At 69.7% G+C, this 16,693-nt stretch carries 15 protein-coding genes; 10 read left to right on the top strand and 5 right to left on the bottom strand.

Going from position 1 to position 16,693, the window contains the following annotated elements; all coding sequences use genetic code 11:
* Window positions 1-64 precede the first annotated feature (64 nt).
* Complete coding sequence (locus F8O04_RS11320) at window positions 65-640, top strand: Dps family protein (protein WP_158029480.1); 576 nt, start codon at window positions 65-67, stop codon at window positions 638-640.
* 78 nt (window positions 641-718) lie between these two features.
* Here the strand turns inward: F8O04_RS11320 and F8O04_RS11315 are convergent, their stop codons facing one another.
* The gene (locus tag F8O04_RS11315; protein ID WP_158029479.1) at window positions 719-1,279 is read right to left on the bottom strand and encodes an NADPH-dependent FMN reductase; all 561 of its coding nucleotides are present in this window, start codon (window positions 1,277-1,279) and stop codon (window positions 719-721) included.
* 163 nt (window positions 1,280-1,442) lie between these two features.
* On the opposite strand from F8O04_RS11315, the gene F8O04_RS11310 reads away from it, so the two are divergent.
* The 9 genes from F8O04_RS11310 to F8O04_RS11270 all read left to right on the top strand — a co-directional run bounded on the left by F8O04_RS11310 (window position 1,443) and on the right by F8O04_RS11270 (window position 12,457).
* The gene (locus tag F8O04_RS11310) at window positions 1,443-2,573 is read left to right on the top strand and encodes a YihY/virulence factor BrkB family protein (RefSeq protein WP_308420202.1); all 1,131 of its coding nucleotides are present in this window, start codon (window positions 1,443-1,445) and stop codon (window positions 2,571-2,573) included.
* A 537-nt stretch (window positions 2,574-3,110) separates the two neighbouring features.
* Window positions 3,111-3,692, top strand: a complete 582-nt coding sequence (locus F8O04_RS11305) for a hypothetical protein (protein WP_158029478.1) — start codon at window positions 3,111-3,113, stop codon at window positions 3,690-3,692.
* 128 nt (window positions 3,693-3,820) lie between these two features.
* On the top strand, window positions 3,821-4,177 hold the full coding sequence (locus F8O04_RS11300) for a phage holin family protein (protein ID WP_158029653.1): 357 nt from the start codon (window positions 3,821-3,823) through the stop codon (window positions 4,175-4,177).
* Window positions 4,174-4,887 carry a DUF3618 domain-containing protein gene (locus tag F8O04_RS11295; RefSeq protein WP_158029477.1) on the top strand — a complete coding sequence of 238 codons (714 nt, stop codon included), beginning with the start codon at window positions 4,174-4,176 and terminating at the stop codon, window positions 4,885-4,887. Before F8O04_RS11300 ends, F8O04_RS11295 begins: the two co-directional genes overlap by 4 nt.
* Window positions 4,888-5,087: 200 nt before the next feature.
* Window positions 5,088-6,527, top strand: a complete 1,440-nt coding sequence (locus tag F8O04_RS11290; RefSeq protein WP_158029476.1) for a cytochrome P450 — start codon at window positions 5,088-5,090, stop codon at window positions 6,525-6,527.
* 16 nt (window positions 6,528-6,543) lie between these two features.
* A complete protein-coding gene (locus tag F8O04_RS11285) occupies window positions 6,544-8,289 on the top strand; it encodes an NAD-dependent epimerase/dehydratase family protein (RefSeq protein ID WP_158029475.1) in 1,746 nt (581 codons plus the stop codon).
* A gap of 14 nt (window positions 8,290-8,303) precedes the next feature.
* Window positions 8,304-9,563, top strand: a complete 1,260-nt coding sequence (locus F8O04_RS11280; protein ID WP_158029474.1) for a zinc-dependent alcohol dehydrogenase — start codon at window positions 8,304-8,306, stop codon at window positions 9,561-9,563.
* A 127-nt stretch (window positions 9,564-9,690) separates the two neighbouring features.
* On the top strand, window positions 9,691-10,593 hold the full coding sequence (locus tag F8O04_RS11275) for an SDR family oxidoreductase (protein ID WP_158029473.1): 903 nt from the start codon (window positions 9,691-9,693) through the stop codon (window positions 10,591-10,593).
* A gap of 67 nt (window positions 10,594-10,660) precedes the next feature.
* A complete protein-coding gene (locus F8O04_RS11270) occupies window positions 10,661-12,457 on the top strand; it encodes a thiamine pyrophosphate-requiring protein (RefSeq protein WP_158029472.1) in 1,797 nt (598 codons plus the stop codon).
* Window positions 12,458-12,647: 190 nt separating this feature from the next.
* Here the strand turns inward: F8O04_RS11270 and F8O04_RS11265 are convergent, their stop codons facing one another.
* The 4 genes from F8O04_RS11265 to F8O04_RS14850 form a co-directional block, all read right to left on the bottom strand.
* The gene (locus tag F8O04_RS11265; protein ID WP_158029471.1) at window positions 12,648-13,361 is read right to left on the bottom strand and encodes a DUF2520 domain-containing protein; all 714 of its coding nucleotides are present in this window, start codon (window positions 13,359-13,361) and stop codon (window positions 12,648-12,650) included.
* Window positions 13,358-15,517, bottom strand: coding sequence for a PH domain-containing protein (locus F8O04_RS11260; RefSeq protein ID WP_158029470.1), 2,160 nt, complete (start codon window positions 15,515-15,517; stop codon window positions 13,358-13,360). The genes F8O04_RS11265 and F8O04_RS11260 overlap by 4 nt, the downstream gene beginning before the upstream one ends.
* An 8-nt stretch (window positions 15,518-15,525) precedes the next feature.
* On the bottom strand, window positions 15,526-16,011 hold the full coding sequence (locus F8O04_RS11255) for a PH domain-containing protein (protein ID WP_158029469.1): 486 nt from the start codon (window positions 16,009-16,011) through the stop codon (window positions 15,526-15,528).
* A 70-nt stretch (window positions 16,012-16,081) separates the two neighbouring features.
* Entirely contained in the window at window positions 16,082-16,681 is a 600-nt protein-coding gene (locus F8O04_RS14850; protein ID WP_188726406.1) for a DUF3180 domain-containing protein, read from the bottom strand.
* Window positions 16,682-16,693 lie beyond the last annotated feature (12 nt).

Genomic DNA, 16,693 nt, shown 5'->3' with positions numbered 1-16,693 from the left:
CCAAGTCGGAGTGGTAGACCTTGGCGCACTGCGCCTCCTCGGGGCCAGCGACGAAGGGAAACTCATGACCACGACGACCGCACAGCGCACCTCGAACACGAAGTCCAACGATCAGAAGCGAGCAGACGACTCCACGGCCACCACCGCGAAGCGCACCCGCCGGCAGAACGCCGAGAAGGGGTTCACGGCGTCGAAGGCGCTCACCGACAACCTGCAACGCGTGCTGGTCGACCTCATCGAACTGCACCTCCAGGGCAAGCAGGCCCACTGGAACGTCGTCGGCAAGAACTTCCGAGACCTGCACCTGCAGCTCGATGAGATCATCGACGCCGCGCGCCAGTTCAGCGACGACGTGGCCGAGCGCATGCGCGCGCTGCACGCCGCGCCCGACGGCCGCTCCGACACCGTAGCCGAGACGACGACGCTGCCCGAGTATCCACAGGGCGAAGTCGACACGACGGAGACGGTCGACCTCATCACGGCCCGGCTGGAGGCCGTCGTCGGCACTATGCGCGAGGTGCACGACGACGTCGATGAGGAAGACCCGACGAGCGCCGACCTCCTGCACGCCGTCATCGAGCGCCTCGAGCAGTTCGCCTGGATGGTCAGCGCCGAAAACCGCACGCCCGCGAAGAAGTAGGCACCCCGCGGACGCCCGCGCCCGCGCCGAAACGCGCAGGGCGCGGGCGCGACCGGCTTTGCGTCGACGCCGGGGGTGTCAGCTGCGCAGCGTCTTCAGGGCACCGGCCCAGCGCTCGAGTTGGTCGAACATCGACGCGGCGAGCGGGCCGTGGTGGTCGCCGGGAGTGAACTCGCTGAAGTCCTTGAAGTCGGTCATCAGCGAGAAGCTGAGCTGTTGGCGCACGTCGGCAAGCTGCAGCTCTCCGGACATCCCGCGCAAGTGCTCGACCGCGCGTGCGCCGCCGAGCGATCCGTAGCCGACGAAGGCAGCGGCCTTGTCGTTCCACTCGCCGTAGAGGAAGTCGATCGCGTTCTTCAGCGCGCCCGACGTCGAGCGGTTGTACTCGGGCGTGACGAACACGAACCCGTCGTACTGCGCGACGGTTGCCGCCCATTTCTTCGTGTGCTCGTGCTGGTATTCCCCCATCGACGGCGGGATCGCCTCGTCGAGCAGGGGGAGGTCGACGTCGGCGAGGTCGACAAGGTCATACGTCGCCTCGCGGCCCGCGGCCTGTTCGATGACCCAGTCTGCGACGGCCTTGCCGTTGCGGCCGGGGCGGGTGCTGCCGAGGATCACGGCAATGCGGAGGTGGCTCATCATTCTCCCTCTGGTGGTGATCGGATCTGGTTCTGGGGATCGGCGCGACCGTACCGTCTGGGCCTTGGAGCATCCCGCTCCTGCTCCCTGAGCGATCTCAGGGTGCCGGACGGGCACGGCGCATAGCGTTATTCCCCTCATCTCAAGATCTGGGGGAATGACGATGAACGATCAACGAGGCTCGAATCGCGCGGATGCGCGGGACCTGCGTTCGGACGGCACGTCCGGGCGTACTGCCGGCGCCCGGGGAACGGCACAGAACGGCGCGCCGCACCCCGAAGACGCGCGGAAGCCTGATTCTCCAACGGAGATCCGCAAGCCCGCGTGGGGGTATGTGCTGCGAAAGACAGTGCGTGAGTTCATGCGCGACGAGTGCACCGATCTCGCAGCAGCGCTCACCTACTACGCCGTGCTGTCGATCTTCCCGGCCATGATCGCGCTCGTCTCGCTCCTGAGCCTGGTCGGTCAGGCCGAGGCCACAACGGCGGCGATCATGGGCCTGGTGTCGAGCATCGTGCCCGCCGATGCGGTCGAGACGCTCCAGCCGGCGATCGAACAGCTCACGTCGGCGCCCGCCCCCGGCATCGGCCTCATCATCGGTCTCCTGACCGCGCTCTGGACGGCCTCGAACTACGTCAACGCGTTCGGCCGCGCCATGAACCGCGTCTACGAGGTCACCGAGGGCCGGCCCGTCTGGAAACTGCGCCCGATGATGTACGCGCTCACCGCGGTGATGCTCGTCCTCGTTGCGATCGCCGCGCTCATCCTCGCCGTGAGCGGTCCCGTCGCGCAGTGGTTGGGCGACCTCGTCGGCGCCGGCGACGTCGCGGTCACCGTCTGGAACATCGCCAAATGGCCCGTGCTCGTCATCATCGTCATCGTCATCGTGGCACTGCTCTACTACGCGAGCCCCAACGTTCGGCAGCCGAAGTTCCGGTGGATCAGCACCGGTGCCTTGATCGCCATCGTGATCGCGGCCATCGCGACGGTCGGCTTCGGCATCTATGTCTCCAACTTCGGGAACTACAACGCCACCTACGGCGCGCTCGCCGGCGTGATCGTGTTCCTGTTCTGGCTCTGGATCATGAACATCGCGCTGCTGTTCGGTGCGGAGTTCGACGCCGAGCTCGAACGCGGCCGTCAGCTGCAGGCGGGCATCGTGGCGGAAGACCAGCTGCAGCTGCCGCCGCGCGACACCAAGGGCATCGAGAAGAAGGCCGAACAGGATGCGAAGGACGTGGCGCGCGGCCGTGCGCTTCGCGAATCGCGGGGCCGCACGAGCGACGACGGCTGAGTCGCTTCGCGCCGTTCGAGATGGCGCGGGGCCGTTATACGCGCCCCGCGCCATGGGACCCGGAATTCGATCCGTACTCCCTGAGAATCGCGGGCCGTCGAAAACCACTCCCGCCACCAAATTGCCGCGCTGCCGCATGAAACCGGCGATGTTCGCCCGTTCCGGGCCTGTGAGCGCACTGAGAGATCTGGACGTTTCCGGAGGCGAGTTCCAGAAAGCTCCCAGCGGCACCAACCACCGTCGAGAGCCCGAACGAGGTCACGCCCTGTGGCCGAATCGGTACGACGACGGAGGTTCGCCATGACAGATCCGACGATGGGAACGAGCGGTCACGGGCGACACGGTTCCGAGCCACCGCGCCCCGGTGACGTGCCGCGCGTTCCGGACGGGCCGAGGCCCGGACAGCCGGGACAGCCCGGACAGCCGGGACAGCCCGGCGGCGCTCTGCCGCCGCAGGCAGCCGCGCCCGCAGGCACCCCGCCACCGCCACCTGCACCCGGCACCGCCCCGCCGTACGGCGCGACGAATGGCCCGGGCATGCAGCCCCCCGCCGTTCACCCGGGCACGGCATATCCCCAGCAGAGCCCCTACAGCACCGCACAGCCGGGCGGAGGGGCCCAAGGAGGCGACGGCGCGCAGGGCACCGCCCAGACCGCCAAGGACGAGGGCAGACGCGTCGCCGGAGAAGCGCAGGAGTCGGCGAAACGCGTCGCCGGTGAGGTGAAGGACGAGGGCCGCAAGGTCGCCGGCGAGGCGAAGCGGCAGGCCCGCCAGGTGTACGAGCAGGCGCGCACCGAGGTTTCGCAGCAGGCGGCGACCCAACAGGGACGCCTGGCGGACGGTCTTGTCGAGATGGGTTCGGACTTCGATGAGATGTCGAACGCCACCGACAGCAGCGGCCTCGCCGCCACGCTCGTCTCCGAGGCCGCAGCACGGACCGGCGACTTCGGGCGCTGGCTGCAGAACCGCGAGCCCGATGACGTTCTGCAGGAGGTCAAGCGATTCGCCCGGCGCCGCCCGGTCACCTTCGTCGCCGTCGCGGCCGTCGCGGGAATCGTCGCCGGTCGCCTGACGCGCGGCCTCGTCGACGACGCCAAGGACGAAGGGACCACGCCGTGAGCGGCGGCCCCCACGGTTACGGGCCACCGGATGGGCCGCAGGGCCATCGAGCCGGTGGTGATCCCGACCCGACAGCCGGCTACGCGCCGTCGGAGCGAAAGGCCGCATCGACATCGCTCGGTGACCTGATGGGAGAGGTGTCGCGCGATCTATCGACGCTCATCCGGCAAGAGGTGGAACTCGCGAGGGCTGAGATCAAGCAGTCCGCCCGGCGCGCCGGGAAGGGTGCCGGGATGCTCGGCGGTGCCGGCTATGCGGGCTCCATGGCCGTGCTCTTCCTGTCGATCGCCCTCTGGTGGGGCCTCGGCCACCTCATCGGCAACGCGTGGTCGGCCGTCATCGTGGCCGTCATCTGGGGCATCGTCGCGCTCGTGCTGTTCCTTCTGGGCCGCAAGCAGCTGCAGGAGGTCGAAGGCGTGCCGCAGACCGCCGAAACCGTGAAAGAGATTCCCGACGCACTCAAGAGGAACGAGGCACAGTCATGACCGATTTCACACCCCGCGACCGGGGCGTCTACCAACCGGGACCCAACGTCCCCGAGCCCATCTACGACGACCTGAACAGGCCGGTCGGACCGGGGGCCGGAGTCCGCCGCGACGACACGGGCGCGAACGTCGACCCGGACGACCCGGACGCGATCCGTGCCCGCATCGAGGCGACCCGGAGCGAGCTGAGCGCCGATGTCGACGCACTCGGCGACAAGGTCGATCCCGCCAAAGTGGCCCAGCGCCAGGGCGACCGGGTGAAAAGCCGACTGACTGGCATGAAGGATCGCATCATGGGCGCCGCCGATGATGCGCGCGGTTCCGCCGGTGACGCGGGTGACGCGGCCTCAGACGCCGCGCATCGGGTGAAGGAGAAGGCGGAGGGCAACCCGTTCGCGGTCGGAATGATCGCGTTCGGTGCTGGCCTGCTCCTCTCCTCGCTGTTCCCCGCGAGCCGCAAGGAGACCGAGCTGGCGGCCGATGCCCGTGAGAAGGCGCAGCCGCTGATCGAGGGGGCAAAAGACGTCGCGCAGGAGAGCGCCGAGCACCTCAAGGAGCCCGCGCAGGACGCGGCGAACGCCGTTCGAGAGCAGGCCACCTCGTCGGCCGAGTCGCTCAGGACCGACGCCACCTCGGAGGCGCAGAACGTTCGCGGCGAAGCCGAGCAGGCGCGCCAGAACGTGCAGGACGAACACCAGCGGGGGAACTAGCTTCTCCCCGAAGCACCGCGGGCCCCGCAACGGGACCGCGGTGCTTCGTCGTGTCCGGGCGACGCCGGGCCGTGGTCACCTCAGCGGCCTGAGCGTCGGACACGGAAACTTGCGACGTACTGCAAAAAGCCTGGAGCGTGGCCGTGGATTCGTCCCGCTCGCACAGAGCTCTTCCGTGACCGCGTGACATGCTGCATCGCATGACCCGCTCCGCTGAAAACTCGGATGCACCCGTCCCCACGCTCTCACCGCTCGACCGCGCACGCGCGGCCGCAGGAGTCCTCCTCCCCTCCGTCATCAAAGGGGCCATCATCCGGCGCCCCGCTGGCGTGAGCCTCGTCGCCCGCCTCGGCGCCGACACGCTGAGCGTCAAAGAGCTCCAGCGGCTGAGTCGCCGCCACGGCACCGGCCCCGTGCAGTTCTCCATGTTCGGTCGGCGCCTCGCCTTCGTGCTCGAGCCTGCCGACGCGAAACGGGTGCTCGACGAAACGCCGTCCCCCTTCTCACCCGCGACGCTCGAGAAGCGCGCCGCGCTCGGCCACTTCCAGCCCGCGAATTCGCTCATCTCGACGCCCGAGGAGCGCGCCGCGCGCCGTCCATTCAATGACCGCGTGCTCGAGTCGACGAGCCAGACGCACAGTCACGCGTCCGCGATGGCCACGGCCGTTGAGGAGGAGATCGACGCCCTGCTCGGCCACGTCGACTTCGTGGGCGAACTCGACTGGGATGCGTTCAGCACGGCGTGGTGGCGCATGGTGCGTCGGATCGTGCTCGGCGACGCGGCTCGTGATGACGAGCAGATCACCGACGACCTACGGCGGCTGCGGGAGCGCGGCAACTGGGCGTACCTGGCGCCCGTGCGCGCCCGCCTGCGCGGTCGGTTCCTGCGGCGCGTCCAGCACTACATCGATCGCGCAGAACCGGGCAGCCTCGCCGAGGTCGTCGCGCGCACGCCCGCGAGTCCCGGTACGGAGCCCGCGCAGCAGGTCCCGCAGTGGCTCTTCGCGTTCGACGCGGCGGCATGGGCGACCTTCCGCGCCCTGCTGCTGCTGACCGAGCACCGCGGTGCCGTCGACCGGGCGCGCGACGAGGCGACGGATGCCCCTTCGCTGCCGTTCGTTCGCGCGACCGTGCTCGAGTCGCTGCGCCTGTGGCCGACGACGCCGCTGGTGCTGCGCGAGGCGACGGAGCCCACCGTGTGGTCGAACGGCGCCCTCGACGCCAAGACCTCCGTCGTCATCTTCGCACCGTACTTTCACCGGGATGACCGGCGGGCCGATTGGGCGCACGTCTTCTCGCCCGAGCTCTGGCTCGATGCCCGCGATCGTGACTCGGGAGGCGATGAGACCGGGCAGCCCGACGGCACGGAGCACCTGGGCGAGTCGCTCGCGCTCGTGCCCTTCAGCGGCGGGACCGGCGTGTGCCCCGGGCGCAATGTCGTGCTCCTGACCGCGAGCCTGGTGCTCTCGCGGCTCGTTGCCGGCCATGACTTCTCGTCCGTGCATCCGCTACGTACCACGCATCTCCCGGGCTCCCTGAGTCCGTTCACGACCCGCTTCACCGCGCGGCGGTCCGAGCGCACCCGAGCAGTGCCCGAGACATCGACCACAGGCCCGGGCGGCAGCCCGGGTACCCGCTGACCGAAGGAGGATCTCGATGCGCATCGTCATCGTTGGGGCAACTGGAAACGCCGGCACGTCCGTGCTGCGCGCGCTGCATGACAGCACCGACGTCACGCACGTGCTCGGCATCGCTCGCCGTATGCCGGACAGGAGTGCCGAACCGTACCGCCACGCCGAGTGGCGATCGATCGACATCGCCGCAGCGAGCGAGGCCGATAACGCCGAGGCGGACCTCGCCGACGCGTTCCGCGACGCGGACGCCGTCATCCATCTCGCGTGGCTCATCCAGCCCAACACCGAGCGCGACCTGTTGCGTCGCGTCAACGTCGAGGGCACGCGTCGGGTGGCGCGCGCGGTCGCGGCCGCGGGTGTCGGACACCTCGTCGTCGCGTCGTCCGTCGGTGCCTACGCCCCCGACCGGGCCCGCACGCTGCGCGACGAGACCTGGGCGAGGGGCGGCATCGGCACCTCGCACTACAGCGTCGACAAGGTTGCGCAAGAGCGCGTGCTCGATGAGATCGAGGAGCAGTTCCCCGAGCTGATCGTCACACGGTTGCGCCCCGCCCTCATCTTTCAGGCGGACGCGGCGTCCGAGATCCAGCGGTACTTCACCAACTCGTTCCTTCCGATGCAGCTGCTGAAGGTCGGGCGCCCCCCGGTCCTCCCCCTCCCCGCAGGCCTTCGCGGCGTGCAGGCCGTGCACGGCGAGGACATCGGGCGTGCCTACGCCGCCGCCGTCGTCGCGCGCAAGCACGGTGCCTTCAACATCTGCGCCGACGACGTGCTCACCCCGCGTCAACTCGCCTCGATCATCGATCACGGACGCGTGCTGCGCATCCCCGACCCCATCGTCCGTGCCAGCATTGCTGCGGCTCACCGGGCGCGGGCGATAGCCGCTGATCCCGGCTGGCTCGACATGGCGCTGCAGGTGCCGATGATGACGAACGCCAAGGCCAAACGAGAGCTCGGTTGGGAGCCGCGGCACAGCGCGGCCCACGCACTCGAGAGCCTGCTCGACGGCCTGATCGCCGGCCACGGCACCGACTCGGTGCCCATGCGGCCCCGCGACCTCAAGCGGGCGCACGTCCCGGCGACGACACGAGCCGCCGTGTCCTCGCCGAACTTGGACAACACCGATGACGGCCACAAGGAGCAGCCCTGGAAAGAGGCCGACGATCGCCCCGCAGACGGGCTGCCCGAGGGCATCGACCGCGAGCTGTTCGGCCTCTACCTCTCCGATCACCTCACGGGCGCGACGGCGGGCGCCGCCCGCCTGGAACGCATGGCCGCCGCCTACATCGACACCCCCGTCTATGCCCAGCTCTCGGAGGTCGCCAACCAGGTCCGGCTCGAGCGCGAGTTCCTGCGGCGCGTCATCGACAGCCTCGGTGTGCGTCCGCGGCGCCATCGCCAGGCGACGGCATGGGTGGGTGAGCGCGTCGCGCGGCTCAAGGCCAACGGCAGAATCACGCGGCGCTCCCCGATGAGCCTCGTGCTCGAGGCCGAGATCATGCGAAGCGCCGTCGTCGGCAAGCTCGGCGGCTGGCAGGTCCTCCGCGATCACGCCGAGCTGCTCGAGCTCGATCCGGGTGTGTTCGACGACCTCGCCAACAGCGTCTCGCGCCAGGTCGAAACGCTCGATCACGTGCACGCCTATGCCCGGCAACGAGCATTCCGTACCGACCGCGAGACCTTTCGCCCCGCCGAGGCCCCCGGGCAGGACGCCCCGAGCGCGGAACAGACGCCGACCCCCTCGAGCGGCGACGACGACAATCACTGACGAAAGGAGTCGACATGAAAGCGCTGACCTGGCAGGGCAAGCGAGACGTTCGGGTCGAGACGGTGCCGGACCCCGTGCTCGAACGCCCCAACGACGCGATCATCGAGGTGAGCTCGACCGCCATCTGCGGCTCCGACCTGCACCTGTACGAGGTGCTCGCCCCGTTCATGGACGCGGGTGATGTCATCGGCCACGAGCCCATGGGGACCATCGTCGAGGCAGGGCCCGAAACAGGGCTCACGGCCGGTGACCGCGTCGTCGTGCCGTTCACGATCTCGTGCGGGCGTTGCTGGATGTGCGACCGCGGACTGTTCACGCAGTGCGAGACGACGCAGGTGACCAAGTACGGCTCCGGTGCGGCCCTCTTCGGCTACTCGCGTCTGTACGGCTCGGTGCCCGGTGGGCAGGCCGAGTATCTCCGCGTACCGCATGCCGATTTCGGGCCGATCAAGGTCGGCGACGAGCTGCCGGATCACCGGTACCTGTTCCTCAGCGACGTCCTGCCGACCGCATGGCAGGCCGTGCAGTACGCCGAGGTCAGTGCGGGCGACTCGCTCGCCGTCTTCGGTCTCGGCCCCATCGGTCAATTCGCTGCACGCATCGGGGTGCACCTCGGGGCGACGGTCTACGCCATCGATCCCGTACCGGAGCGCCGCGAGATGGCGGCCCGTCACGGGGTCACGGTGTTCGACGTGAGCGACGAGAGCCAGGCCGCGATCCGTGACGCCACCGGAGGGCGGGGGCCGGATGCCGTGGTCGACGCGGTCGGCATGGAGGCCCATGGCTCGCCCGTCGCGAAGATGGCGCACCAGATGGCGAGCATGCTGCCCGACGCGGTCGGCCGCAAGCTCTTCGAAACCGGCGGCGTCGACCGGCTCGCGGCGCTGCACTCGGCGATCGACTTGGTTCGCCGCGGGGGGGCGCTCTCGCTGAGCGGCGTGTACGGGGGGCAGGCGAGCCCCATGCCGATGCTGACGCTCTTCGACAAGCAACCGCGCATCCGCCTCGGCCAGTGCAATGTGAAGCAGTGGATCGATGATCTGCTCCCCCTCGTGGAAGACGCGAGCGACCCGCTTGGGATCGACGACTTCGTCACGCATCGGCTGCCGCTCGACGCCGCGCCCGAGGCCTACAAGATGTTCCAGGAGAAGACGGACGGCTGCATCAAAGTCGTGCTCGACCCGCGCGCGACGTCGGCGACCGCCGACGAGGCGTCGCAGGCCGACGCCGAGCTCGCGGTCGACGCCAACGCGCGGCCACCTCAGACAGAGTGACCCCTCGGCCGGCGCGAGCGCTCGACCGACCCGATCGGCGCCACGCGACTGATCGGTGCATCCACCGCCAACCACCGAATCCGATTCGACGCGCACTCGACCAACGCGAACACGACAGGAGAAGACGATGACCGAGCACAACGACCAGCTGACGTTCCAGAATCCGGTGACCCGCTTTCCTTCGATCTCGCCACCCGAGCAGCACCAGCCCGAACCGGGGCTCGACCGCGATCTCGAGCCCAAAACCGATCGCGGTGAACACTCGTACCGGGGCACCGGTCGGCTCGAAGGCCGCAAGGCCCTCATCACGGGCGCCGATTCCGGGATCGGCGCGGCGGTCGCGATCGCGTTCGCGCGCGAGGGGGCCGATGTGGCGCTCTCGTATCTGCCCGTCGAAGAGGACGACGCGCAAGAGGTCAAGCGTGTGATCGAGGCATCCGGGCGACGGGCGGTCCTGCTTCCAGGAGATCTCTCCGAGCCCGACTTCTGCACCGTCGTCGTCGAACGCGCCGTCGAGGCCCTCGGCGGGCTCGATGCACTCGTCAACAATGCGGGCCGGCAGATCGCGGTCACTGACTTTGCCGATCTCACCGACGAGCAGTGGACGTCGACGTTCGAGACCAACATCCACGCGATCTCCCGCGTCACGAGGGCCGCACTCAAGCACCTGCCCGCGGGGGCCACGATCGTCAACTCGGCCTCGGTCGTGGCGTACATGCCGCCGCCGACGCTGCTCGACTACGCGGCCACCAAGGCAGCGATCAACAACTTCACGAAGGGCCTCGGGCAGCAGCTCGCGCCGAAGGGAATCCGTGTCAACGCCGTCGCGCCGGGACCGATCTGGACGCCCCTGCAGGTGTCAGATGGCCAGCCGAAGGAGGAGCTGCCCGAGTTCGGCAAGAGCACGCCTCTCGGCCGTGCCGGCCAACCCACCGAGCTCGCGCCGGCCTACGTGTTCCTCACCTCGCCGGAGTCGAGCTACGTGATCGGCGAGACGCTCAATGTGAACGGTGGCATGCCGACGCCGTAGCCACGCCCCTGCCGGTTGAGAAAAAGCACCGACCGAAAGGGATCGACAGGAAAGAAGAGGAGACGCCATGGCCACCGCGGACACGAAAACGGTCGCCGACCTCATGGTCGAGCGCCTCCACGACTGGGGTGTCGACCGCGTGTACGGGTACCCGGGCGACGGCAACAACCCGTTTCTCCTGGCCCTTCGGCGCAGCCAGGCCGCGCCGGCGTTCATCCAGGCGAAGCACGAGGAGGCGGCGGCCTTCATGGCTGTCGCCGAGGCGAAATACGGCCGCCAGGTCGGAGTCGTCACGTCGACCCAGGGGCCCGGCGCCGTGCATCTGCTCAACGGGCTCTACGACGCCAAGCTCGACAGCGCAGCGGTCGTCGCACTCGTCGCCCAGCAGCACACGAGCGTGCTCGGCTCGGACTACCAGCAAGAGATCGACCTGCAAACCCTCTTCCACGACGTCGCGTCGCCGTACATCCAGACCGTCGCGTCGCCCGACGCAGTGCCGATGGTGCTTGACCGCGCGTTCCGCTCGGCCCTCACGTACCTGCAGCCGGCCGTCGTGATCGTGCCGCATGATCTGCAGCAGGCGCAGGCACCCGAGATCGGCCAGGAGCACGGGCAGATCGTGACGGCACCGGGCTGGTCGAGAGGTCGCACGCTTCCGCGCGAGCGCGACATCGAGGCCGCCAGCGAGATCATCGAGGCGGGCGACCGCGTCGCGATTCTCGCGGGCCGTGGAATGCGCGATGCGCAGCGCGAACTCATCGAGCTCGCCGAGCACCTCGGAGCCGGTGTCACGATGAGCCTGCTGGGCAAGCCGTACGTCGACGAATCGCATTCGCTCGTCGCCGGCACCATGGGGCATCTCGGCACGACCGCTGCGGCGCGCGTGCTGCAAGACTGCGACACGCTCATCATCGTCGGCTCGAACGACCCGTGGACCGAGTTCTACCCCGCCCCGGGACAAGCGCGCGCCGTCCAGATCGATATCGACCCGTCGATGCTCGGCAATCGCTACCCCATCGAGGTGGGCATCGTCAGCGACGCAGCGGCTGCGCTCGAGGCGCTTCGCGGGCGACTGCATGCACGGCCCGGTTCGCAGTGGCGTCGGGACGTCGAGACGCACGTGGCCAATTGGCACGAGATCTCGCGCTTGCGCGCGGCCGTTGAGGCCTCGCCGCTGAATCCGGAGCTCGTCGTGCGCGAGCTCGCCGACCGCATTCCCCCGGATGCGCAGCTGGCGATCGATGTCGGAAGCTGCGTGTATCACTACGCGCGGCAGGTGCGCATGGCGACGACCGTCGAGGCGCACCTGTCCAGCACCCTCGCGAGCATGGGGTGCGGCGTTCCGTACGGGATCGGCGCGAAAGAGGTCGCGCCGGACCGGCCCGTCGTCGTGCTCGCCGGCGACGGGGCGATGCAGATGCTCGGGAACAACGAGCTGGTCACTGTGGCCTCGAGGTGGCCGTCGTGGCCCGACCCGCGTTTCGTGGTGGTCGTGCTGCACAACCGTGACCTCGCCGAGGTGAGTTGGGAGCAACGCGAGTTCGAGGCGCAGCCCCGCTTTGAGGTGTCGCAACAACTCCCGGCGTTCGACTTCGCGGGGTACGCCGAGCTGCTCGGCTTGCGCGGGATTCGCATCGACGACCCCTCGCGCATTCCGTCGGCGCTCGACGAGGCGTTCGCGTCCGACCGGCCGGTCGTCGTCGAGGCCATCACCGACCGTGACGTCCCGCTCCTGCCGCCGTTCCCGCACGTGGACGAGAAGCTCGATGCGATCCGGGGCGCGCTCGGTGAAGAGGGCGCCGCGGGCGCGCGCGCCCGCGACCTGCTCGACACGTACGTGCGCATCGAGATGGAGCACCGGTAAGGGCCGGCCCGGGCGGCTCCGGTCTTGCGGACCTGTCGCTCGATCCCTGGGGCGTGTCTCCCTCAGCCATATATGGGTTTCGGTCGTTATCCGGCCCCCGAAACGACCGAAACCCATACAACGTTGGCCAGAGCGGGCGCGCCGTTCGCACCTTCGAGACGACGGAATCGAAAGCGTCGTTCGGAGGGCATCAGGCCTCGGGCACCTCGAGAGTCGGCGGGGTGCTGTCGGCGAGCGCGTTGTCGGCGGCGGAGCGCACGAGGCTCGAGAGCACGAACCCCGGCTGGTCGACGCCGATCTCGGTCAAGAGCGAAACCGCCTGCTGGACGATCGAGTTCGTGAACTCGGTGGCCGTCGCGATGGCCTCGGCGTAGGTCGCCCGGTGCTCTTCAGCGATGACGACCGGCTCGGCTCCGAGCTCGACCACGAGTGCCTGTGCGATGGGCAGGACTGGGCGGGGCGCGGTGACGGCGCACCACGCCTCGCGCAGGCGCGCGAGATCGAGCGACGTACCCGTCACGGCGATGGCCGGGTGCACCGCAAGCGGAATGACGCCCGCGTCGAGGGCGGGCCCGAGCGGCGCCGTGCCGAACTGCGGCGCCGTGTGCAGCACGAGCTGACCCTGCACCCAAGACCGCTCTGCCGTCACGCGTTCGAGGAGGGGCCCGAGCTCAGTCGCCGGGTTGTCAACGTCGACGATCACGAGCTCGCTGCGCTCGATCACCGTCGCGCGGTCGAGCACGGGCGCGCCGCGGATGAGCGCGGTCACGCGGTCGCGGTCACGGTCGGTCTCGGCTTCGAGCCCCACGATGGCGTGGCCCGCTCCCGCGAGACCTGCCGCGAGAACCGGGCCCAGCCTGCCGCCGCCGATCACGCCGACGCCGAGGCGGCCGTCACGGGTCATTCGCGCGGCCCTTCGTGTGGATTTCGCGGGTGCGGCGGGTATTGCCAGTCACCGTTCTCGCGTTGCGGAGGGAGGGGCTGCTGCGGCTGGGGCTGCTGCGGGTAGCCCTGCGGCTGCTGGGGCTGCTGCGGGTAACCCTGCTGGGGCTGGGGCGGCAGATAGCCCTGCGGCTGCTGGGCCTGCTGCGGGTAACCCTGCGGCGGCTGTGCCTGCGGCACCGGCCCGCCGTCGCTCGCCTCGAAGTCCGCGAGGGCCTGCAACACCGCCACGTCGTGGCGCGCCGGCTCATCACCGCGCGCGCGAGCTTGCTCCGCCCGGATGCGGGCCGTTGCGACGGCCGCGTGAGCCGACGCCTCCCGCCATCGGTGCGACGAGTCCTTCCGCGCCGCGGACACCGCTGTGACCCGGAGACGATCGAACAGCGCGACGGCGTCTCGCGCATCCATCGTCGGCAGCATCGTGTTCACGACGCCCGCCACGGTTTGGGCCTGCACATTGGCGAGCCCGAACAGGCGCAGCACCGGCCCCTGAATCGCTGCGATCGACTGCATGCGCTCGCCGGGCGTGATCGTGAGTTTGCGGCCGATCCGCCCGCGGCGGATGTAGAAGGTCTCGTGGTCGAGCACGTAGCCGATGCGCCGGAACGAGATCGGATGCAGCCAGCGGCTCCGCGGTGGCCCGGGGACGAACTCATCGCCGGGCATGCCGGTCAGGCCCTGCTCGATGACCTGCGCCCGCCGGGGGCCGGACTGCAGCGGCGAGATGAGGTCGAGCACACGGCGCACATCGTCGATCGTGCCGACGGGAAGCAGCACGGCTTTCTTCTGCGCGTTCGTGCTGCCGCTGCTCGCGTCGACGGCCTGACCGGCGCGGGTGATGCGGATCTCCCACCACCCGAAGGGCCGCCACGTCATCGGCTGCCGCACTTCGATGGCGTGGATGCGCCCGGGCGGCACCGTCTCGCTCGTGGTGGACGGGAACCCCTTCGCAACCCGCACACCGTCGGTCGTGCCGACGATCGAATAGTTGAAGTTCGACATCAGCCGGCCCGCCATGACGGCGAATGCCACGGCCACGAACGGGACGACGATGGTCACGAGCGTGATGCCCACCGCCACTCCCACCTCGAGCGTTCCCTCCGGATTGACGATCGCGATGATCAGCATGATGGCCAGCATCACCGCCCCGACGATCCCGAAGCCGATCGCGACGATCGCGAGGTCGATCGCGGCAGCCCCGAAGAGTCGCCCCACCGGGATCTTGACGATCGACTGCGGCGCCGCATCGCGGGTCTCGCGTTGGAAGTCAGTGATCTCATCGACCCGCGCACGGATGAGGGCGGCGAGCCGCCCCTCGCCGGAGTCGCCTCCGACCGCTCCCGTGCCTGGGCGCTGGCCAGGGGCCGCCCCCTCGCCTGCGTCAGACGCGCCGCCCCAGTCTTGCCCGGGAACAGTGGCACCGGGCCACGGCGAGCCCGCCGCGCCGGTGCCCGCGGGGTCGCCGGGTGATGAGGGGGCCCCGGCGGACGACGGTTGCGGAACCGACCGGCGCTTCGCGCCGGACGCGCGCCGCAGGATCGCCTCGCGCAGCGGCTCGGCATGGGCCGAGCGCACGAACTTCAGGCTGATGTTGCCATCGGAGCTCGCGGTGTCGATGACGACCGCCGCGGCGCCGAAGATGCGGGCGTAGAAGGGTCGGTTGATGTCGATGCTCTGCACGCGATCGAGGCGGGCCTGACGGTGCTTCTTGGTGATGATGCCCTCGCGCGCCTCGAACAGCTCGTCGGTAATCCGATAGCGGTGCGCGCGCCACGACAGGTACGAGAGGCCGATGATGACGAGCCCGATGACGATCGTGCCGACCAGCACGAGCATGAGCCGACCAGGCTCGTTCAGGAAGGTCGAGGTCGGGTCTTCGTACGTGTACTCGTCGGGCAGCACCAGACTGACGATGCGGTTCCACTGCTGCGAGATGAGCCAGCCGAAGACGGCGATGACGAACCAGCCGCCACGCAGGATCGGGGTGAGCGGATGCAGGCGATGCCAGCGCCGGGCCTCCTCATCGGAGGTGTCGGGGGTGATCGGCGCCTTGGAGAACTCGGTGGTATCGGCGGCCCCGCCGGGCGCGTCGCCGCGCGGCGCCCCGTCGTCGTGCATCGGCCCCGTCACAGACCCGCCCGCCGCGTCTCGGCGACGGCGATGAGGTGGTCTCGCAGGCGCTCGGCCTCATCGGCCGGCAGGCCGGGAATCTGCACGCCCGTGACCGCCGCGGCCGTGACCATCTTGAGGCTGGCGAGCCCGAGGGCGCGCGCGATGGGACCGCGCTGCACATCGACGAGCTGCATGCGGCCGTAGGGCACGGCGACGAGCCGTGAGAAGAGCAGGCCCTTGCGGAACAGCAGGTCGTCGTCGCGGAGCTGATAGCCGATCGCCTTCGCTCGGCGCGCGGCGAAGATCCCCGAGACGACGAACCCGACCGAGAGGGCCGCCGGCCAGACCCAGGCGATGACAGGCGCTTCGATGAACACGGCGAGGAACACCGCAACCGCCGCGAAGATGACCGTGAAGATGAGGTCGCCCAACAGCTCGAGGATCACGTACTTCGGTGACACGCGCCGCCACTCGGCGCCCGGATGATCGAACGCTGGCATGAGATCCCCTCGATTAACGTGCACGTCGCGACTACGGTACCCGCTGCCGTCGACACGGGAGGGGATGCAGCTAGCCGCCGAGCGCCGGTCGCGGCGGGGCGGTCGCTCGCGCGTTCGCGCCGTCCTCCGGCGGCAGCGCGCACCACGACTCGGCGAGCAGGCCCGCCACGAGCAGCACGGCGGCCCCGACGAGCCCCGCGATCGCGAGGGGCAGCAGCGATTCCGCGATCACGGGGCGCGTGACGACGTACACCGTGGCGGCCACCATGGCCCCGCCGATGACGGAGGCGGCCATGCTCGACGCCTTCGCGAACGCGAGCACGCGCACTGCCAGCACCGGGTCGACCCGCTTCGGCGGCGTCGCATCGCGCCGGCGGTCGGCAGTGCTCTCGGAATCGTCGCCCGCCGCATCCGGGTCGGCGTCCGGCCGTCGGCTCCGAGCATCCCGAATCGCGTCGCGCTGCCGCCGCAACGCGCGCGTATACGTGCGGATCGGCCATGCGAGCGCGAGCAGCGCGAGTGCCACGATCACGAGCGTGACCGGCAGCGTGACGGGCGGCACGAGCATGGGGAAGCCCGTCGACACGAGCCAAACCTCCACGATCCACGCGAGCACCCCGGCGACGATGGCTAACAGGATGAGCGTGAGCGGCCGCGTACGCTGCGTCACCGCGCCCGCCCC

Source organism: Pseudoclavibacter endophyticus (genome assembly GCF_008831085.1).
Taxonomy (GTDB): domain Bacteria; phylum Actinomycetota; class Actinomycetes; order Actinomycetales; family Microbacteriaceae; genus Pseudoclavibacter; species Pseudoclavibacter endophyticus.
The sequence above is the reverse complement of the archived record's forward strand: the minus strand, read 5'-3'. Positions and strand labels throughout refer to the sequence as shown.

What these genes read in the sequence shown, in the direction of transcription:
- F8O04_RS11320 (WP_158029480.1), top strand. Translation starts at nt 65, where the DNA reads ATGACCACGACGACCGCACAGCGCACCTCGAACACGAAGTCCAACGAT.
- F8O04_RS11315 (WP_158029479.1), bottom strand. Translation starts at nt 1,279, where the DNA reads ATGAGCCACCTCCGCATTGCCGTGATCCTCGGCAGCACCCGCCCCGGC.
- F8O04_RS11310 (WP_308420202.1), top strand. Translation starts at nt 1,443, where the DNA reads ATGAACGATCAACGAGGCTCGAATCGCGCGGATGCGCGGGACCTGCGT.
- F8O04_RS11305 (WP_158029478.1), top strand. Translation starts at nt 3,111, where the DNA reads ATGCAGCCCCCCGCCGTTCACCCGGGCACGGCATATCCCCAGCAGAGC.
- F8O04_RS11300 (WP_158029653.1), top strand. Translation starts at nt 3,821, where the DNA reads ATGGGAGAGGTGTCGCGCGATCTATCGACGCTCATCCGGCAAGAGGTG.
- F8O04_RS11295 (WP_158029477.1), top strand. Translation starts at nt 4,174, where the DNA reads ATGACCGATTTCACACCCCGCGACCGGGGCGTCTACCAACCGGGACCC.
- F8O04_RS11290 (WP_158029476.1), top strand. Translation starts at nt 5,088, where the DNA reads ATGACCCGCTCCGCTGAAAACTCGGATGCACCCGTCCCCACGCTCTCA.
- F8O04_RS11285 (WP_158029475.1), top strand. Translation starts at nt 6,544, where the DNA reads ATGCGCATCGTCATCGTTGGGGCAACTGGAAACGCCGGCACGTCCGTG.
- F8O04_RS11280 (WP_158029474.1), top strand. Translation starts at nt 8,304, where the DNA reads ATGAAAGCGCTGACCTGGCAGGGCAAGCGAGACGTTCGGGTCGAGACG.
- F8O04_RS11275 (WP_158029473.1), top strand. Translation starts at nt 9,691, where the DNA reads ATGACCGAGCACAACGACCAGCTGACGTTCCAGAATCCGGTGACCCGC.
- F8O04_RS11270 (WP_158029472.1), top strand. Translation starts at nt 10,661, where the DNA reads ATGGCCACCGCGGACACGAAAACGGTCGCCGACCTCATGGTCGAGCGC.
- F8O04_RS11265 (WP_158029471.1), bottom strand. Translation starts at nt 13,361, where the DNA reads ATGACCCGTGACGGCCGCCTCGGCGTCGGCGTGATCGGCGGCGGCAGG.
- F8O04_RS11260 (WP_158029470.1), bottom strand. Translation starts at nt 15,517, where the DNA reads ATGCACGACGACGGGGCGCCGCGCGGCGACGCGCCCGGCGGGGCCGCC.
- F8O04_RS11255 (WP_158029469.1), bottom strand. Translation starts at nt 16,011, where the DNA reads ATGCCAGCGTTCGATCATCCGGGCGCCGAGTGGCGGCGCGTGTCACCG.